The sequence below is a fragment of the Synechocystis sp. LKSZ1 genome (genome assembly GCF_040436315.1).
GTDB lineage: Bacteria > Cyanobacteriota > Cyanobacteriia > Cyanobacteriales > Microcystaceae > Synechocystis.
In genome coordinates, this window is sequence record NZ_AP031572.1 from 716,807 (window position 1) to 731,911 (window position 15,105).

Here is a 15,105-nt window from a genome sequence, read left to right on the forward strand (position 1 = left end):
AAGTTTAGTGAGTGAATTTTTTAGCGAGACTGCAACCCCTCAAAATTATCTGGTAGTCGGGGCCTCTGGGGGAATTGGCCTGGGCTTTGTACGTTATCTGTTAGCCCAACCTCATTTCCTTCAAAGCTCGAACCAGTTGGTGGCCACCTATCGACGTTGGAGTCCGGCCCTGGCCGAACTCCAGGCCCAGTTTCCCCAGCATCTCCAATGTTGGCCCTTGGATATTACGCAGGAAACCCAGATCGCGGATTTAGCGGCAAACCTACATTCTCTACCGGCCTTGCATGGCGTTATTAATTGTGTGGGTCTGCTCCATGACGAGCACCTACAACCCGAAAAAAGCCTGCGTCACCTCAATGGGGAAAATTTGCAACGTTACTTTTCGGTCAATAGCATTGGCCCTGTCCTGCTAGCCAAGTACCTCCTGCCCCTTCTACGCCATGGGGAACCGAGCCTCTTTGCTACCCTTTCCGCCAAGGTCGGCAGTATTGGTGATAATGCCTTGGGGGGATGGTACGGCTACCGGGCCTCGAAGGCCGCCCTGAATATGTTTTTACGCACGACGGCCATTGAATACCAGCGGGTGGCCCCCCAGGTGGTAATCGTTCTGCTCCATCCCGGAACAACGGCAACGGCATTGTCCCGGCCCTTTCAAAAAAATGTGCCTCCTGAAAAGCTGTTTGCTGTGGAGCGCACCGTTGCTCAACTGATTCAGGTTCTGGCTCCGCTGACTCCGGCCGATAGTGGCTCGTTTCTGTCCTGGGATGGTTCCCGTCTGCCTTGGTAGCCTTTTCGGTTGAGACGAAGAGAGCTAGCGAACTGGCCCTGGGCGCGGGCAGAATAGATGTTATATCCAATCTCTCATACCTGACGACACCACTGACCCCACCCGTTCTCCCCTTCACAAGGGGAGGTGCCAGAGGCGGAGAGGGAAAGAGCGGGAAATCTAACTTGGAGGATTGGTATTATCGGCCCTCAATCCTTAACCCCCCTATGGAATTTCAAGAAAGTCTCAAAATGGCCGTCTCCATGCTGATGGCCAACAAACTACGGAGCACCCTGACCATGCTGGGGATTATCATCGGCAATGCCTCCGTCGTCGCCATGATCGGTATTGGTCAAGGGGCCCAACAGTTAGCGACGGATAAACTCTCCGACCTCGGCCCGAACGTCATGTTTGTGCTGCCTGGTTCTCGCCGGGCCCGAAATGCCACCTTTGACTTGCCCCGGACGCTAGTGTTGAGCGATGCCGAGGCCATTGCGGCCCAAGTGCCAACCGTCGATGGGGTGGCCCCGGAAATTAACCGCCGTTTGCTAGTGTCCTACCGCAACATCAATACCAATGCCATGGTGATCGGCACCACACCGGAGTATCAACGCATTCGGAGTTTTTATGTCGATCAGGGCCGGTTTATTAATCCTTTGGACCTAGAGCGGGCTAAGCGGGTGGCGGTGATTGGCACAGAAATTGCTGACCGCTTCTTTAAGACTCAACATCCCATTGGCCAACAAATTCGCATTAAAAACATCAGCTTTGAAATTATTGGCGTGATGGAAAGCAAGGGCTCGTTTCTGGGCAGTAATCAGGATGAATCGATCTTTATTCCCCTCGATACCATGGTCAGCCAGGTGATCGGCAAAACCTCGCCCTACGGCATCGAATTGAGTTGGATCAACGTTAAGGCAAAGGAACCAGAGAGTATTCAAGCGGCCCAATTCCAGATAGAAAATCTGCTCCGTCTGCGCCATAACATCCAAAATGGCGAAGATGATTTTGGGGTTTCAACAGCTAAGCAAATGCTGGAAATCGTCGGCACGATCACCGGGGGACTGACGGTCATGCTGGCTTTTATTGCCGGTATTTCCTTGATCGTTGGTGGGATTGGGGTGATGAATATCATGCTGGTGTCGGTGACGGAACGCACCCAAGAAATTGGCCTGCGCAAAGCCATCGGGGCCGGTAAAAATGATATTCTCAGTCAATTTTTAATTGAAGCGGTGATTGTCTCCGCCGCGGGTGGCATTATTGGTGTGGTGATTGGTTCCGGTATTGTCTGGATTGTTGGCCTGGTATCTCCCTTGACTGCTGTGGTGGCCCCCGGGGCCATTTTCATTTCCCTGGGGATTTCCGGGGGCATTGGTCTCTTTTTTGGTGTTTTTCCTGCCCACCGGGCCGCGACCCTCGACCCGATTGTAGCCCTGCGTACCGCCTAGACGGGGGTCTTTTCTAGGATCAACTTGGCCCGTTTCAGATGGTCGGGAACGGCAATTGGATAATGGCCATTGAAGCAGGCCGAGCAGAAATGTTCGATATCTTCTCCGGTGGCCTTTAACATGCCGAGTTGGCTCAGGTAAGCCAAGGAATCCACTTCAATCTGAGCTGCAATTTCCTCCACAGTCATTTTGGCCGCGATCAACTGGCTCTGGTTATCGGTATCAATGCCGTAGAAGCAGGGATGGGTCACGGGCGGTGACGAAATGCGCATATGCACTTCTGTGGCCCCCGCCGTCCTCAGGGCCCGCACAATTTTACGGCTGGTGGTGCCCCGCACAATGGAATCATCGACAATAATCACCCGTTTGCCCTGGAGGACATCCCGGAGGGGATTGAGTTTCATGCGAATGCCCGATTCCCGCATGTGTTGGGTGGGTTGAATAAAGGTCCGGCCCACGTAGCGATTTTTAATTAGGCCCTCGGCGTAGGGAATACCCGACACCTGAGAGAAGCCGATGGCCGCCGGAATGCCCGAATCCGGAACCCCCATGACAATATCAGCATCTACCTTCGACTCTCGGGCCAATTGTTGCCCAATGCGCATCCGGTAACTATAAAGACTTTCACCGTGCATCACGCTATCGGGGCGGGCGAAGTAGATCATCTCAAAAACGCAGAGCTTTTTCGCCGGCTCCTCCGCCCAGCGTTGAGATTCCAGGCCACTTTCTGTAATCCACACCAGTTCCCCGGGAGCCACATCCCGCAGATAATTGGCCCCAATGATATCCAAAGCACAGGTTTCTGAGGCCAAAACGTAGCGCGTTGGTTCTCCGTCTTCTTCAAGTTCACCGATGACTAGCGGTCGGATGCCGTGGGGATCGCGCACGCCCATTAATCCGTCAGGGGTTCCAATCACTAAACTATAGGCCCCGGAACACAGTTGAAACGCACTGATGGCCGCCGCCCGCCAATCTTTTCCTTGATCAACTTCATTGGCAATGGCTACGGCAATCATTTCTGAATCCGTCGTGGTAACAAAATCATCACAGCCTCGACGCACCAGCTCTTCCCGTAACTGGACGGTGTTGACCAAGTTGCCATTGTGGGCCAGGGCCAGGGGCCCGAGGCGGGTGGAGAGTACCGCTGGCTGAGCATTGACGCGATGGCTAGAGCCGGTGGTGGAATAACGGGTATGGCCTACCGCCAGTTGGCCGACCAGATCCTGGAGAATTGATTCCTTAAATACCTGGGAAACCAGGCCCATATCCTTATGGCAGTGGATCTGTCCCTGATTAAAGGTGGCGATCCCGGCCGACTCTTGGCCCCGGTGTTGGAGGGCGTAGAGGCCGAAATAGGTTAACTTAGCGACCTCTTCCGCTGGGGCGTAAATCCCAAAGACCCCGCAGGCCTCCTCGGGTTTATCCAGGCTGGCAGACTCCAGCGATGGGTTTGTCAGGGACAGGGGCAGAGGGACAAACATTCCGGGGTAACTCCTTCAAGGAATAAATGCGCTAGAGGCAGAACGACAGCAGCCACGACCAGGATAAAATCGAGGGCGGGAGGAAAGCTAGGGAAATTTTTCTTAACATTTCTTTAACCAATCTTAGCAACAAACGCGAACGGCGCTGGAGAATTTTAGGGGGGAGCTTGCCAGGGGAAAGGGGACTCGGTAGATTAGTTAGGTAGGATATATTTTTTTAGGAAATTTATAAGTTATGGAAAGCGTTGCCTATATCTTGGTCGTTACCATGGCCCTGGCGGTACTCTTTTTTGCCATTGCCTTCCGGGAACCACCCCGCATTCAAAAGTAATTCTCCCCTTACTCATCAAACTCATTTTTGAGACCTGAGCTGGCTCCGATTCTAACTTGTTTGTTGCAAACCGGTTAAGATGGCGAGGATAGCTCTTTTTCGCTATCCGAGTGGTTCCGTTTCGCCATGCAATGCCCCTACTGCCAACATCACAACAGCCGCGTGCTAGAATCCCGCTCGAGTGAAGCGGGCCAGAGTATCCGCCGTCGTCGAGAATGCCTCATTTGCAAGCACCGGTTCACCACCTACGAACGAGTTGAATTTGTTCCCATCACCGTGATTAAACAGGATGGCAAGCGGGAGTCCTTCGACCGCTCTAAACTCCTGAGGGGGATTGTCCGGGCCTGTGAAAAAACTGGGGTATCATTGCAACGGATCGAAACCCTCGTTGAAGACATTGAAGCAGAAATTCAACAACAAACCAAACGAGAAGTCAGTAGTGAGGCCATTGGCCAACTAGTGCTTAAATATCTGCGCCAGGAAAATGAAGTGGCCTATATCCGTTTCGCTTCGGTCTATGGGCGTTTCCAGGGGATTACCGATTTTGTTGAAACGCTCCATGCCATGCAACGGGGCCTTGAACCCTCATCCCTACTGCCCCACGGCTAATTCTGGCCAAGGCCCTTGTCCGCAATGGGGACACTTGATTGCAGCCAGACCTGTTGCAGTATCAGGATTTTCTCGGGACAGCGGATGGCCGCAGGCCGGACACATTTGGTAATGGCCCTCGGCCAATCCCTCTTGTAGCGATACCCGCTGATCAAAGACAAAGCACTCGCCCTGCCAAAGACTCTCTTCTGGAGGAACTTCGGCGAGGTAATTGAGAATTCCGCCCTGGAGATGATAAACCTCGGAAAAACCTTGACTCAACAGCAACGCAGTGGCCTTCTCACAGCGAATGCCGCCCGTACAAAACATCGCGACCTTACGGTGTTGTTGAGGGTCTAGCTGGCCCTGAACATAGGCCGGAAATTCTCGAAAGGAACGGGTCTGGGGATTAATGGCCCCTTGAAAGGTGCCAATGGCCACTTCGTAGAAATTGCGGGTATCAATGACGGTCACATCGGGATCTTGCAGCAATTGATTCCAGTCCTGAGGAGGGACATATGTACCCACCTGATGAATCGGACTAATCTCGGGGTGACCCAGGGTAACAATTTCTTGTTTGAGTTTGATCTTAAAACGACCAAAGGGCCAGTCCTGACTCCAGGATTCCTTCACCACCAGGGAGCCGATTTCAACGTCTTGCTGAATCTCATCGATCAGGCCTCGCACCGCCTCGACCGAGCCGCTTAGGGTGGCATTGATTCCTTCTTTGGCTAGAAGAATGGTGCCACGCAACTGATGTTGATTTCCCAGGGAAAGCCAACGTGCTTGCCGTTCCTCTAGATGGGTGAGCGGTACAAATTTATAAAAGGTAGACACTAGGTAGGTCATCGTTGTCAAAAAACTTGCTCATTGTTTAGGCCTGTGGTTATAATACCTAAGGTCTGAATTCACTTGATAATTCCGACTACCTAAATAAGGGGGTATAGCTCAGTTGGTAGAGCGCCTGCTTTGCAAGCAGGATGTCAGCGGTTCGAGTCCGCTTACCTCCATCAAGTAAATACAAGTTTTCTAAAGCTTGATAGTCAGAAGCTCTGTACAGACATAGACTGTATCTCAGCCTTTCTGTCTGTGCCGTTGCCAGCTTGTGTCCTATATCAATTATCAATCTGTTGCTCGTTTCGCCGAGTCATGGCCAACCCGCAATGGTCTGATGTTTTTTATCAAGAGAGGCTAGCGCCCAGCGTCCATCTATAAAGTTGATAGAGTTCAAGCTATACAAAGTTTTTATGTATCTCCGTATTTTTAACTAAAATTCTTATCTCACAGGGGTTTCAAAGAATGTTGCCTATCGCCTCTAAAGTCTAAGTTAGGTGCTTTGTATGTCCCCCGCTACCTAGAAATAGGTACTAAGGAACCCAGAATTTGATCAAAGTTAAGAGATCTTCAACAAAGATAGATGCGGTTGCTCAATACGAATGCAAACTACATTCCTGATTGAGCAGATGAACATTCTAGCCGTTAAGATGAAAAATGGGCCTGAATAGTAAAGATGGTGGTAACAAAATAAGGCTAATTCAATGAAGCTTGACGAGGGTTGGTTTAGAGCGTCTCTCTAAGCGAGGCAAGAAAAGCTCTTGTCTATCGGCCGTATCAAAAATTTCTGTGGATATCCAGGCCTTATAGGAGTTTGCTTTATCCCTGTTCCCCCATCCTCTCTGGTGATCGAAGCATGTCACTAATAAAAAATAACTTATTGATAAAAAATAACTCATAGAATATAGTTAACTCTTGTTGAGACGACCCCTTGAAACTATCGTAAAACTTCAGTAATATTACGGACAGTACGTCCCCCCATAAATACCAATGGCACCTAATATCTCAGACAGTTCCTCAACTTCCCCCCGAGCAGCCGGCAAAAAAGCGGAGAAGCTCGTAAGCATCAACATCAAAATTCCCCAGAGCCAAAAGGAATGGCTGGGGAATACGGCCTACGAAGTTCGGAGTAATAACACAACCCCTGTTCCTCCGAGTGAGCGTGTTTTCCCCCAGCACCTCATCTCTGTGGCCATTGCGCTCCTCCAAGCAACCGACATTGATTGGAGTCAGATTAAGTCAGAGCAGGAGTTAAGACAGTATCTTGACCTGTAGAAAGCATATTCTCTTGATTCCTAACTCCGGCGATTTCTAAAAAAGTACCGTTTTCAAGCCCCCTAAATCCCTCAATCCTGGGGGACTGGCCGGTATAAACTTTGTGAGCAATCGCCTCAGAACCGAGCCGTAATCAATTACCTGAGTTCTAACTTAGATGCTTGATTACGGACAGTGCTGCATAAACTGGCTCTATACGCTCAGAGGGAGCTGATTGGTATTCCAATGACGGCTCAACACCTGCGAGTTACCGTCCAAGGCAAAGTGCAGGGCGTTGGATTCCGCCCTTTTGCCTATCGTCTGGCCAAGGGACTTGGCGTCAACGGTTGGGTTCAAAATTCATCGCGAGGAGCCGTCCTCAGCCTGGAAGCAGATGCTCTGATTTTGGCAGAATTTTTAGAGCGTTTGCGAACTCAATTGCCGCCCCCTGGCCAGATTGAAGACTGGGAAATTGAAACCTATCCTCTGGTTCACTTTACTCAATTCGAGATTCGGGCCAGTGTCCCTGGCCCTAAAACCGCGACGATCCTGCCGGACTTGGCAACTTGTCCAGCCTGTCTCGTCGATATTTTTGATCCCCAGAATCGCCGCTATCGCTATCCCTTCACCAATTGCACCCACTGTGGGCCCCGTTACAGCATCATTGAGGGCCTACCCTACGACCGGGGGGCCACCAGTATGCGAGCTTTTCCTCTCTGCCCGGCCTGTGAGCAAGAATACCGTGATCCGGGTAATCGTCGTTTCCATGCCCAACCCAATGCCTGTCCGGCCTGTGGCCCCCAGATTGAGCTTTGGGACACAACGGGCCAAGTCATCGCTCAGAAGCAGGAAGCTTTGACTAAAACCCTCGAGGCTCTCCAAGCAGGCAAAATTGTTGCCATTAAAGGCTTGGGTGGTTTTCAACTCTGGGTTGATGCCCATCAAGAAGGAGCCGTACAGCGTCTGCGACAACGGAAACATCGGCCCGCTAAACCTTTGGCGGTCATGTATCCTCAACTCAACCAAATTGCTGAGGACTGTGATGTCGGCCAAGAAGAAGCGGATTTATTAACCTCCCCCGCCGCCCCCATTGTCCTGCTCCGCAAAAAATCGAACTTTTCTCTGGCCCCTTCCCTGGCCCCGAATAATCCGGAGTTGGGGGCCATGCTGCCCTGTACGCCCCTCCATCACCTGTTGTTAAAGGATTACGGTGGGCCAGTGGTAGCCACCAGTGGCAACGTGGCCGGTGAGCCGATCTGTATTGAGAATGCTGAGGCCCTCCAGCGCCTCTCGGCCATTGCGGATCTTTTCCTGGTTCATAATCGGCCTATTGTCCGCCCCGTTGATGATTCGGTTGTGCGGGTAATTCAGGGCCAGCCCTTGATGATTCGTCGGTCTCGGGGTTATGCGCCCCTGCCCCTGACCTTACCCCAGGCCTTGCCCTCCCCCACCCTTGCCGTCGGGGGCCAGTTAAAAAATACGCTGGCCATTGCCATGGGCAATCAGGCCTACCTCAGCCAGCACATTGGCGATTTAGACACGCCAGCTAGCTACCAAACCTTTGAAAATACCCTGACCAGTCTGGCCCAACTCTACGACTTTCAGCCCCAAGTGATTGTCCATGACGGCCATCCCGACTACCTCTCGACCCAGTATGCGGCGCGTTGTCCCCAGCCGAAATTAGCCGTCCAGCATCACTACGCTCACGCCTTGGCAGTGATGGCCGAACATCACCTGGCCCCTCCCGTCCTGGCAGTCACCTGGGATGGTACGGGCTATGGCCTCGATGGCACGATCTGGGGCGGCGAATTCCTACGTCTTAAGAATTCTAGTTGGCAACGGGTCGCCCATCTGGCTCCCTTCCCGCTCCTCGGTGGTGAGCAGGCCATTAAAGATCCCCGCCGCATTGCTTTGGCCCTATGTTCTGGTCAAGACTTCCCCACGAGTCTGGCCCAGGCCTTTTCGACCCAAGACCTCAAAAACTTGGATGCTTTACAGATCCAACCGTATCTTTGCCCCCTCACGTCCAGCGTCGGTCGTCTGTTTGACGGCGTTTCGGCCCTGTTGGGATTGTGTCAGACCGTTACGTTTGAGGGCCAAGCGGCCATGGCCCTGGCGGCCGCCGTGGAGGAAGACCTCCCTAGCGAAGCCTATCCCTTTGACCTAGAAGGGACAGACTCCCAGTTAATCCACTGGCGGCCCATGCTACGGGCGATCCTTCAGGATTTACAGAGCGGTGTATCGGCAACAGAGATAGCAACTCGCTTCCACCACACCCTTGTTGCCATGCTGGTGGCCGTGGCCCAGAGCCAGAGAACTCCCCAGATTGTACTGGGAGGTGGTTGTTTTCAGAATCGTTTCCTCCTAGAACAGAGTATTATTGGACTACGCCAGGCCGGTTTTGAGGTCTATTGGCCCCGTCTCGTTCCCCCTAATGATGGCGGTTTGGCCCTGGGGCAACTTTGGGCCCTGCATTACCGTCAAGGGCCTGCGTTAGCAAAACACTCACCGGAGGGTCAATAACCAAGATTGTAAAGTTTTGTTATTGTAGGAAATATCAAACCGAACTTGTAATCGGGATGGAATTATGGCAGTATCTTTAATTTCCCAATTTCAGGGACAAGACACTCAACACCTGAAGGCCGTTTGGCAACAGCTAGGCCCTCATAGCTGCCCCTACCACTACAATTTCCATCTCCATACCCGTTGTTCCGATGGCCAAATGGAGCCAGAGCAACTCATTGAACAAGCTGTCGGCCTAGGGTTATCGGGCCTGGCCATTACCGATCACCACTCTGTTCTCGGCTACCAACGGGCCCAGCGCTGGCTCGATTCCTTTTTTAGCTATAGTTCTGAGTCCTCTAGCCTAACCCTCTGGACGGGGGTAGAAATTACCAGTGATCTAGCCGGTACTGAAGTCCACATTCTGGGTTACGGCTTTGATCCTACCCACTCGGCCCTGGCCCCCTACCTCACAGGAGAACGGCCCCAGCCGGGAGATGAAATGGCCAGTAAAGTGATTCAGGCCTTGCATCAGGCGGGCGGGTTAGTAGTATTAGCCCACCCGGCCCGCTATCGACAGCCCGCCAGTCGTTTAATTCCCCTAGCCGTCCAACTCGGCATTGATGGGGTCGAGGCCTACTACGCCTATGGCAATCCCAAGCCCTGGCAGAGTAGTCCTCCGCAGATGGAGGAAATTTGTCATTTTAGTGACCTCTATGGTCTGTTCCGTACCTGCGGCACCGATAGCCACGGCGAAAGTATTCTCTACCGTCTCTAGGGGCTGGTAAGCTACTCCCAGATTCCTGTGAACCCGTCTCGACGCCTGTCATGATTGCTTCCTCCCCTGAACCTACCTGGCGAACGATCCTGCGACTACTCCGCTGGCATAAACCTGCCGGTCGTCTGATCCTAATGATTCCGGCCCTCTGGGCTGTGGTGCTGGCGGCCCAGGGCCATCCTCCTCTTCCCCTGGTGGGGGTGATTATTCTGGGAACCTTGGCCACCAGTGCGCTGGGCTGTGTCGTTAACGATCTCTGGGACAGGGATATTGATCCCCAGGTAGAGCGCACCAAAACCCGCCCCTTGGCCGACCGTAGCCTTTCCCTGCAAGTGGGAATAGGAGTGGCCCTCGTTTCTCTCCTTTGTGCTGGGGGCCTGGCCCTGTACCTCAATGCCCTTAGTTTTTGGCTCTGCGTCGCGGCGGTACCGGTGATTATTGGTTATCCGCTGGCTAAGCGCGTTTTTCCTGTTCCCCAGTTGGTGCTATCCCTCGCCTGGGGCTTTGCGGTTTTGATCAGTTGGACAGCGGTGACGGGCCGTTTAGAAACCCCGACTTGGCTCCTCTGGTTGGCAACGGTGCTTTGGACGCTTGGGTTTGATACGGTCTATGCCATGGCGGATCGAGAAGATGACCGCCGCATTGGGGTAAACTCCAGTGCTCTCTTCTTTGGCGATGGCGTGATCTGGGCTATTGGTTTGTTCTACCTGGGTACTCTCGCTGCCCTGACAGAATTAGGCATTTTATTGGCTTTGAATCCTATCTATTGGGTTAGCCTTGCCCTGGCGGGGGCGGGTTGGTTTTGGCAATGCTGGCGGCTGCGTTCCCCTGGGTTGGAAATTCCGGTCTATGGGCAAATTTTTGGCGAAAATGTCTGGTTAGGTTTTGGCTTACTCCTCGGCATGACCCTGGGTTGGGTTTAAAGGATAAAAATTATGGTATCGACAACAAAATTATTAATTGGACTCCGGGCCGATGACTTTCGTCACCCCCTAGACCAACGGGCCACCCAAAATCTGAAGCAACTACCGGGCATGGATGTATTGGTGAGAGGCCTACTGGGCAATGTGGCCGAACAATTTTTTGCCCTCAATAATTTGGCTGCTAGTGTCCGGGTCAGTAAGAAACAACTCCCCCATCTCCACGAACTTCTACTGGAGGCCTGTCGCATTCTGGATTTAGAACCGCCCCAACTCTACGTCCAGCAAAATCCTGTTCCCAATGCCTATACCTTTGCCATGCGGGGTAAACAGCCCTTTATGGTTCTACATACCGCGCTGATCGACCTCCTGACTCCCCAGGAAATTCAAGCGGTGATGGCCCATGAACTCGGCCACCTAAAATGCGAGCACGGGGTCTATCTCACCCTGGCGAATTTAATGGTGCTAGCAGCCGGCCTACTACCGACCTGGGGAACGGCCTTGGCCCAGTCTCTGCAATCCCAGATGTTGGAATGGGTCCGCTGTGCTGAATTTAGCAGTGACCGGGCGGCCCTGCTGGCGGTACAAGACCCCCGGATAGTGATGTCAGTCTTGATGAAGTTGGCGGGAGGCTCTCCCACCCTGGCACCATTGCTCAACCTGGATGCCTTTATTGAGCAGGCCCGAGATTACGAGGCCTTAGGGGAAGATGAATTAGGCGCCATGCTTAAGGCCCTGCAAACGGAACAACTCACCCATCCCGTGCCGGTTCTGCGGGCCCGAGAAATTGATCGCTGGGCTAGTTCTCCGGCCTACCATCAACTCTTGCAAGGAGACGCTAAACAATATAAGCTAGAGACTGAAATAAAGGGCGGCTGGCGAAATTGGTAGACGCACCACACTCAAAATGTGGCGGGGTTCCCCCGTGAGAGTTCGAGTCTCTCGCTGCCCATAGAAATCTTTAGACCAAAGTATCTAGTTCTCACGGCAACCCTATCCTATTCGTAGAGGGGCGCTGGTTTGAGGTTTATCTTCTGAGCGATGGGCGCAACCCGCTCCACCACCTGAATCAAGTAACTGTAGCTAGGAACGGGGGCCTCGGGAAGATAGCCAGCAGAAGCGGCCACAGTGGGGCTATTGTCGGCAAGGGCTTGGGTTAATGCGGCCTGTTGTTTGGCTTCTAGATTAGGGCTAAGTAAAACGGCTCCACTGGGAACCGGGTGGTTATCGGTGTACAAGATACGAAATTTTTGTTGGGGAAACTCAGTGCGGTAGCGATTGAATTCCGCTTGGGATAGGGCCCCAGCGTCCACTCGTTGTTGGGCCACCCAGCCCATAATGGTTTTGGGGGTATCCGCCAGGGCCGCTTCGGCGAGCGTAAGCCCGTAAAGATTGAAGAGCGGTAGATAATAGCCCGTCGCGGAACCGGGCTGACCAAAGGCGACTTTTTTCCCATTGAGTTCCTTGAGAACTTGGATAGGACTATCCTGGCGGACAATGAGCACCGAGCGATTCTCTAATCTCCCTTCCATGGCAAAAATGGGGCGGTAGCGAGATTTGGCAATGGCCAGGGCCACGACCCCCGGCGGCGCAAAAACAAGATCCCAACGGTGAGCTTGAATTTGTGTTAAGGCCTGAATTTCATTGTAGGTCGGCTCCAACTCCACCAGGCTATTGAGTTTTTGACTGAGGTAATCTTTAAGTTTTGTGTACTGCTCTAGTTGACGGTCACTACTCTCTAAATTAACCACCCCAATACTCAGTTTATCCGGCGGGGAACTCGGCACCGAGCGACAGGCCCCGAGGGCGAAGGTGCACAGTAAAAGCAACAAAAAGCGTCGTGATAGGGAGATCATAAAAATTTAAGCTTGGCCCCTTGATTCGCTAGTCTACAATAACTTTTAATTAGAAGCCCCGGCTTTGCAGGAGCCAAGTAATGTTAAGAAATTTTAAGCTTGCCGCTAAATTAAATCTACTTTTAATTGCTATTTTTCTGACCACAATTATTGCCATTGGCCTGCTCTTATCCTTTCTGTTAGAGCGAAATGCAGAGCGAATCGTGACAGAAAAGGCTCTACTCTTGATTGAAACCATGGGTTCTGTTCGCCATTACACCAGTACCCAAGTTAATCCAGAGTTAGCCAGTCGCCTGGAAACCGAAAGCCAGTTTTTACCCCAAACGGTACCCGGTTATTCCGCTCGGGAAGTCTTTGAAGAATTGAGAAAGCGCCCGGAATACAGTGATTTCTTCTACAAAGAGGCAACCCTTAACCCCACTAACCTACGGGATAAAGCCGATACCTTTGAAACAGATGTCGTCACAACTTTCCAACAGGAAAGTAGCCTTAAGGAGAAGATAGGGTTCCGCTCATTACCGAGTGGCGATATTTTCTATATTGCTCGTCCCCTTGCCGTGACCAAGGAAAGTTGTCTGCGCTGTCATAGTACGCCCTCCGCAGCGCCGAAAAGTCAACTGGCGACCTACGGCGACCAGTATGGATTTGGTTGGAAGCTGAATGAAATTGTTGGTGCTCAGATGATTTCCGTCCCCGCAAGCAAGGTCTTTGAGGATGCCCGGAGTTTACAGTGGACGGCCATCGGTATTGTGACCTTTTTCCTCGTGGTGGCCCTCGTCGTGCTCAATCTTTTCCTCAAGTGGACGGTTACCAATCCCTTGCAGGCTATGGCCCAGTTAGCCCGTCAGATTAGTATGGGCGACATGAGTGGAGAATTTCCCCAGGCCAGTCATGATGAAATCGGGATTTTGGCCGCTTCCCTTAATCGCATGAAGGTCAGTCTCCAGATGGCCATGGAAATGCTCAATCCTGATGCTAGCCAGGATACGACCTCCTGAACTAGAGGGTTAGAGCAACCGTTGTTTAAAAGCCTGACGATGCTCAGGGTTGGGAATTTTTTGGGCCAATAGCTCCACTAAGGCAGGCCCTGACAGTTGGACATTTTGGCTCATAACCCGTTGACAAACAATGGCCGCCATCGGGCCAATAAATTCCGCTAGGGTCTCCTGGCAGCGAGCAATGAATTCCGCTGGGGGCAAACTGGGAAGCGTTGTCGGCGGCAAAATGGCTTCGGTATGAGCCGGAGTCGGGGGGATGTTGGCCAGAGAAGAGGGAGCGGGGGTCGGTAAGGGGGGTAGGGAAGGCAACGTGTTTGACGCAGGGACTGATGCTAGGGGCTGAGTGGGTTCCGCTCGGGGGGAAGGAGAGGATTCTACGGAAGAAGGCCTGGCTTCGGGGGATTCACTGCGGGTACTGGGATAGAAAGAGCGGTAGAGGGTTGTTAGGGTCTGTAGGACCTCCGTGGCATTTCTAGGCCGCTCATGGGGTAAGCGGGCCATGAGGCGATCAAGGAAATCCGCTAATGGGGGCGAAACTTCGGGGGCGGCTCCCCGCCAATGAAGGCAGTCCTGGACAGAATCATAGAATTCACTCGGTTCCTGGGCCGTTAATAAAAAGACAAAGGTACGACCTAGGGCAAAAAAATCCGATTGGGGAATGGCCTTGCCGTATACCTGCTCTGGTGGCGTATAGCCGGCAGATACCACTCCCGTCACTTTGCCCTCGGCCTGTTTAGAGACAAAAGTATCTGTTACCCGTCGGACGGCCCCAAAATCGATCAAGGCTAGTTGGCCATTGGCCCGGAGCATGACATTCGATGGCTTAATGTCTCGGTGGAAAAATTGATGTTTATGGACTTCTTGCAAAATTTTAGCCAACTGGATCAGCCACTGGAGGGCTCGCTTCTGTTCAATGGCTTTGCCGCGCCGACTGATATATTCCAACAAGTTCAGACCTTCAATTTTCTCCATCACCAAACAGTGCATCACCTCGCCAGAACCTTGCGGCCGATAGATAAAAAAATCCTCCAAGTCCACCCGAGGAATCCCCGGATGATTGAGTTGGGCCAACACCTGGGCCTCGCGCTCAAAGAGTTCAACATACTTGGGCACATTCTGAGTTAAGACCTTGAGGACTTTGACCCGATTTTCCAGCCCACTGGTTTCTGGCCCACAGCTCACCACTTCGTAGGTGCGACTAAATCCCCCGCCTCCCAGTTGACGAGTGGTACGATAGCGCCCATCAATTAATAATTCAGAGCCACAACCTTGGCAAAATAAAAGCGTATTACTGTTATTTGGACTAGTACAACCGGGGTTGATGCAAAGACTCATGGCAGGGGGAGGGA

At 52.4% G+C, this 15,105-nt stretch carries 14 protein-coding genes and 2 tRNA genes; 12 read left to right on the forward strand and 4 right to left on the reverse strand.

Going from position 1 to position 15,105, the window contains the following annotated elements:
• The first annotated feature begins 7 nt into the window (after positions 1-7).
• A complete protein-coding gene (locus ABXS88_RS03465; protein WP_353673799.1) occupies positions 8-787 on the forward strand; it encodes an SDR family NAD(P)-dependent oxidoreductase in 780 nt (259 codons plus the stop codon).
• A gap of 206 nt (positions 788-993) precedes the next feature.
• A complete protein-coding gene (locus ABXS88_RS03470; RefSeq protein ID WP_353673800.1) occupies positions 994-2,214 on the forward strand; it encodes an ABC transporter permease in 1,221 nt (406 codons plus the stop codon).
• On the opposite strand, the gene purF is transcribed toward ABXS88_RS03470, so the two are convergent.
• Complete coding sequence (gene purF / locus ABXS88_RS03475) at positions 2,211-3,695, reverse strand: amidophosphoribosyltransferase (RefSeq protein WP_353673801.1); 1,485 nt, start codon at positions 3,693-3,695, stop codon at positions 2,211-2,213. The genes ABXS88_RS03470 and purF overlap by 4 nt on opposite strands.
• 235 nt (positions 3,696-3,930) lie before the next feature.
• Between purF and ABXS88_RS03480 the strand changes: the two genes are divergently transcribed.
• Complete coding sequence (locus tag ABXS88_RS03480; protein ID WP_353673802.1) at positions 3,931-4,026, forward strand: photosystem II reaction center protein T; 96 nt, start codon at positions 3,931-3,933, stop codon at positions 4,024-4,026.
• Positions 4,027-4,152: 126 nt separating this feature from the next.
• Complete coding sequence (gene nrdR / locus ABXS88_RS03485) at positions 4,153-4,635, forward strand: transcriptional regulator NrdR (RefSeq protein ID WP_353673803.1); 483 nt, start codon at positions 4,153-4,155, stop codon at positions 4,633-4,635.
• Here the strand turns inward: nrdR and ABXS88_RS03490 are convergent.
• Positions 4,618-5,463 carry a rhodanese-related sulfurtransferase gene (locus ABXS88_RS03490; protein WP_353673804.1) on the reverse strand — a complete coding sequence of 282 codons (846 nt, stop codon included), beginning with the start codon at positions 5,461-5,463 and terminating at the stop codon, positions 4,618-4,620. The two genes, nrdR and ABXS88_RS03490, sit on opposite strands and share 18 nt — an antisense overlap.
• Before the next feature lie 88 nt (positions 5,464-5,551).
• Here ABXS88_RS03490 and ABXS88_RS03495 point away from each other — a divergent pair.
• The 7 genes from ABXS88_RS03495 to ABXS88_RS03525 all read left to right on the forward strand — a co-directional run bounded on the left by ABXS88_RS03495 (position 5,552) and on the right by ABXS88_RS03525 (position 11,854).
• Positions 5,552-5,624, forward strand: a tRNA-Ala gene (locus ABXS88_RS03495).
• A gap of 814 nt (positions 5,625-6,438) precedes the next feature.
• Positions 6,439-6,723: a hypothetical protein gene (locus tag ABXS88_RS03500; RefSeq protein ID WP_353673805.1), complete on the forward strand. Its 285-nt coding sequence runs from the start codon at positions 6,439-6,441 to the stop codon at positions 6,721-6,723.
• A gap of 225 nt (positions 6,724-6,948) precedes the next feature.
• Positions 6,949-9,225, forward strand: coding sequence for a carbamoyltransferase HypF (gene hypF / locus ABXS88_RS03505; RefSeq protein ID WP_353673806.1), 2,277 nt, complete (start codon positions 6,949-6,951; stop codon positions 9,223-9,225).
• Between the two features lie 64 nt (positions 9,226-9,289).
• A complete protein-coding gene (locus tag ABXS88_RS03510; RefSeq protein WP_353673807.1) occupies positions 9,290-9,982 on the forward strand; it encodes a PHP domain-containing protein in 693 nt (230 codons plus the stop codon).
• A gap of 50 nt (positions 9,983-10,032) precedes the next feature.
• The gene (locus ABXS88_RS03515; protein WP_353673808.1) at positions 10,033-10,905 is read left to right on the forward strand and encodes a 4-hydroxybenzoate solanesyltransferase; all 873 of its coding nucleotides are present in this window, start codon (positions 10,033-10,035) and stop codon (positions 10,903-10,905) included.
• Positions 10,906-10,917: 12 nt separating this feature from the next.
• A complete protein-coding gene (locus ABXS88_RS03520; protein ID WP_353673809.1) occupies positions 10,918-11,793 on the forward strand; it encodes a M48 family metallopeptidase in 876 nt (291 codons plus the stop codon).
• A tRNA-Leu gene (locus ABXS88_RS03525) sits at positions 11,772-11,854 on the forward strand. The genes ABXS88_RS03520 and ABXS88_RS03525 overlap by 22 nt, the downstream gene beginning before the upstream one ends.
• A 46-nt stretch (positions 11,855-11,900) precedes the next feature.
• On the opposite strand, the gene ABXS88_RS03530 is transcribed toward ABXS88_RS03525, so the two are convergent.
• The gene (locus ABXS88_RS03530; protein WP_353673810.1) at positions 11,901-12,734 is read right to left on the reverse strand and encodes a PhnD/SsuA/transferrin family substrate-binding protein; all 834 of its coding nucleotides are present in this window, start codon (positions 12,732-12,734) and stop codon (positions 11,901-11,903) included.
• 104 nt (positions 12,735-12,838) lie between these two features.
• Here ABXS88_RS03530 and ABXS88_RS03535 point away from each other — a divergent pair, with 104 nt between their 5' ends.
• Complete coding sequence (locus tag ABXS88_RS03535) at positions 12,839-13,756, forward strand: DUF3365 domain-containing protein (protein WP_353673811.1); 918 nt, start codon at positions 12,839-12,841, stop codon at positions 13,754-13,756.
• 9 nt (positions 13,757-13,765) lie between these two features.
• Here ABXS88_RS03535 and ABXS88_RS03540 read toward each other — a convergent pair whose 3' ends face one another.
• Positions 13,766-15,091 carry a serine/threonine-protein kinase gene (locus tag ABXS88_RS03540; protein ID WP_353673812.1) on the reverse strand — a complete coding sequence of 442 codons (1,326 nt, stop codon included), beginning with the start codon at positions 15,089-15,091 and terminating at the stop codon, positions 13,766-13,768.
• Positions 15,092-15,105 lie beyond the last annotated feature (14 nt).

Coding starts and splice junctions, on each gene's coding strand:
- ABXS88_RS03540 (WP_353673812.1), bottom strand. CDS start 15,091: ATGAGTCTTTGCATCAACCCCGGTTGTACTAGTCCAAATAACAGTAAT.
- ABXS88_RS03480 (WP_353673802.1), top strand. CDS start 3,931: ATGGAAAGCGTTGCCTATATCTTGGTCGTTACCATGGCCCTGGCGGTA.
- purF (WP_353673801.1), bottom strand. CDS start 3,695: ATGTTTGTCCCTCTGCCCCTGTCCCTGACAAACCCATCGCTGGAGTCT.
- ABXS88_RS03490 (WP_353673804.1), bottom strand. CDS start 5,463: ATGACCTACCTAGTGTCTACCTTTTATAAATTTGTACCGCTCACCCAT.
- ABXS88_RS03510 (WP_353673807.1), top strand. CDS start 9,290: ATGGCAGTATCTTTAATTTCCCAATTTCAGGGACAAGACACTCAACAC.
- nrdR (WP_353673803.1), top strand. CDS start 4,153: ATGCAATGCCCCTACTGCCAACATCACAACAGCCGCGTGCTAGAATCC.
- hypF (WP_353673806.1), top strand. CDS start 6,949: ATGACGGCTCAACACCTGCGAGTTACCGTCCAAGGCAAAGTGCAGGGC.
- ABXS88_RS03515 (WP_353673808.1), top strand. CDS start 10,033: ATGATTGCTTCCTCCCCTGAACCTACCTGGCGAACGATCCTGCGACTA.
- ABXS88_RS03535 (WP_353673811.1), top strand. CDS start 12,839: ATGTTAAGAAATTTTAAGCTTGCCGCTAAATTAAATCTACTTTTAATT.
- ABXS88_RS03470 (WP_353673800.1), top strand. CDS start 994: ATGGAATTTCAAGAAAGTCTCAAAATGGCCGTCTCCATGCTGATGGCC.
- ABXS88_RS03520 (WP_353673809.1), top strand. CDS start 10,918: ATGGTATCGACAACAAAATTATTAATTGGACTCCGGGCCGATGACTTT.
- ABXS88_RS03500 (WP_353673805.1), top strand. CDS start 6,439: ATGGCACCTAATATCTCAGACAGTTCCTCAACTTCCCCCCGAGCAGCC.